General features: G+C 37.3%; 2 protein-coding genes. Both read left to right on the plus strand.

Annotated features, from left to right (window positions below; translation table 11 throughout):
• Positions 1–419 precede the first annotated feature (419 nt).
• Positions 420–1,061 carry a Crp/Fnr family transcriptional regulator gene (locus tag LUA86_RS19160; RefSeq protein ID WP_231465798.1) on the plus strand — a complete coding sequence of 214 codons (642 nt, stop codon included), beginning with the start codon at positions 420–422 and terminating at the stop codon, positions 1,059–1,061.
• Between the two features lie 68 nt (positions 1,062–1,129).
• A complete protein-coding gene (locus LUA86_RS19165; RefSeq protein ID WP_231465799.1) occupies positions 1,130–1,921 on the plus strand; it encodes a sulfite exporter TauE/SafE family protein in 792 nt (263 codons plus the stop codon).
• Positions 1,922–2,156 lie beyond the last annotated feature (235 nt).

Raw genomic sequence — 2,156 nt, forward strand, 5'->3', positions numbered from 1 at the left:
GTTTGAAAAAACGATGAGGAACAGCAAAAAAGCCGCATAAATTGCATCCAGAGGAATCTAAATAAATGCATCTCAAAAAAAAATATCTGACGAAACAAAATCTCTAGTGTACTATTGCAATTCCATTTTTCTCTTTGGCGTAATTGGGCGAATTCGTCTTACAGCTGAAACAAAAATATACAGTAGGGGAGGAATACTTTCCTTTTGTGAGACACAAACTTCCGATGAACATTTTTCGATATACATATTTTGTTCATATGCCTTGCTTCACATTTGAATATTAGTGATCATATTTACTAGCTATGTGAGGCGGCGGGAAAAATTATCTAATTGATGTATCCATACTTAAGATAGAAGACCATATTAAACAGAATAATGGGATGATATTATTTTTAGCTTTGATTTAAAACTCATGCACTATGAATCACGAATTAATTAGGCAATATTTACGTGCATCCTTTCCTCAGTTTGAGCCTGGATTGATTGAAGTACTTGCCGAAAATGCGACTTTGAAGGAATTTAATGAAGGGGATCTATTAATGAATACCGGGCAATATATGCGTTTTACGATGTTGGTTGTCGATGGATTAGTAAAGCTATACCGTGAAGGCGAGGACGGAAGTGAGTTCTTTATGTACTACATTCATCCTGGAAGTGCTTGTGCGCTTTCTATGATTTGCTCTACAAAGCAACAAACCAGTGAAATCAAGGCAAGTGCAGTAGATAAAACTACTGTCTTGGCAGTTCCTACTACGCTGATGGACGAACTGATGAAAACTTATAAGACGTGGTTCTACTTTGTCTTAGAAACCTATCGATCAAGATTTGAAGAATTACTAGTTGTTATTGACCATATATCTTTTAAAGCGATGGACGAAAGACTAGAATTATACCTTGAAAAGCAAAATCATGATCTCAATACGAGGGTACTAATGCTTACACATAGTCAAATCGCAAATGATCTGAACTCTTCAAGAGAGGTAATTTCCCGTCTTCTAAAGAAAATGGAACAGCAAAAAAAGGTTATCCTTCATCGCAGCTACATCGAATACCTTAAATAATCTGCAGTGTGACTCAAGTCACCATCCTGGCATGTTTTACAACCCATATTTGTACTACACTTTACAATATGGAAATCATTGCTTATTTAGCTTCTGCATTAATCGGTATATCGCTCGGACTTATTGGTGGTGGTGGGTCAATTCTCACAGTCCCCGTGATGGTATATCTTTTTGGCGTTAATCCACTTCTTGCCACATCTTACTCCTTGTTTATTGTGGGAACAACAAGTTTGGCGGGTGCATATCAAAACTTCCTGCATAATCTGGTCAACATCAAAATCGCCCTGTTATTTGGTCTATCTTCAATTACCACTGTATTTGTTATAAGGAAGTTCTTAGTTCCTATCATACCTAAACACTTGTTTTCTATTGGTAGCTTTCAAGTTACTTTAAATATGGTAACTATGGTGCTTTTTGCGCTACTCATGCTAGTTGCTTCCTTCTCCATGATCAAGGATAAAGCAGTCATAGAAACAAAATCTCGTGCATATTCTGGGCATACTTTGAAATTACTTTATTATGGTGTAGGCATTGGTTTTGCTACGGGACTTTTGGGCGCAGGTGGTGGCTTCTTACTTATACCTACTCTTGTGATTCTTTTAGGTTTGCCAATGAAAGAGGCTGTAGGAACATCCTTACTGATTATTGCAATGAATTCTCTGGTAGGTTTTACGGGCGACTTGGGACATTTTGAAATTGAATGGTTCTTTTTATTTACAGTTACTGGTATAGCGCTGGCCGGACTCTTTGTTGGAATATTTTTAAGTAAAAAGTTCGATGGATCAAAATTAAAGAAGGGATTTGGCTGGTTCGTTCTTATTATGGGTGGATTTATCCTAACAAAGGAACTGCTACAGTAAGGCTCAAGGATTTTATTTGTTCAGTGACTGAAGTCACCGTTAGTAGCCTTAAAGTTCCTGAAATTTGTTTCAGTTTACAAGCTAACATTAACTAATTATACGACATATTGGATAAACCGCTTCAAATTGACCCCTCTTCGCCACTTTAAAAAGCCCCCCTTTGCCGAGTTAATTTGATAAGGTTCGCCAAAGCAAAAAGACCCCTTTGCGCCGATCCAAATTGACCCCCTTGAAA

Source organism: Pedobacter sp. Leaf132, assembly GCF_920984695.1.
Lineage (GTDB): Bacteria > Bacteroidota > Bacteroidia > Sphingobacteriales > Sphingobacteriaceae > Pedobacter.

Coding starts and splice junctions, on each gene's coding strand:
- LUA86_RS19160 (WP_231465798.1), top strand. CDS start 420: ATGAATCACGAATTAATTAGGCAATATTTACGTGCATCCTTTCCTCAG.
- LUA86_RS19165 (WP_231465799.1), top strand. CDS start 1,130: ATGGAAATCATTGCTTATTTAGCTTCTGCATTAATCGGTATATCGCTC.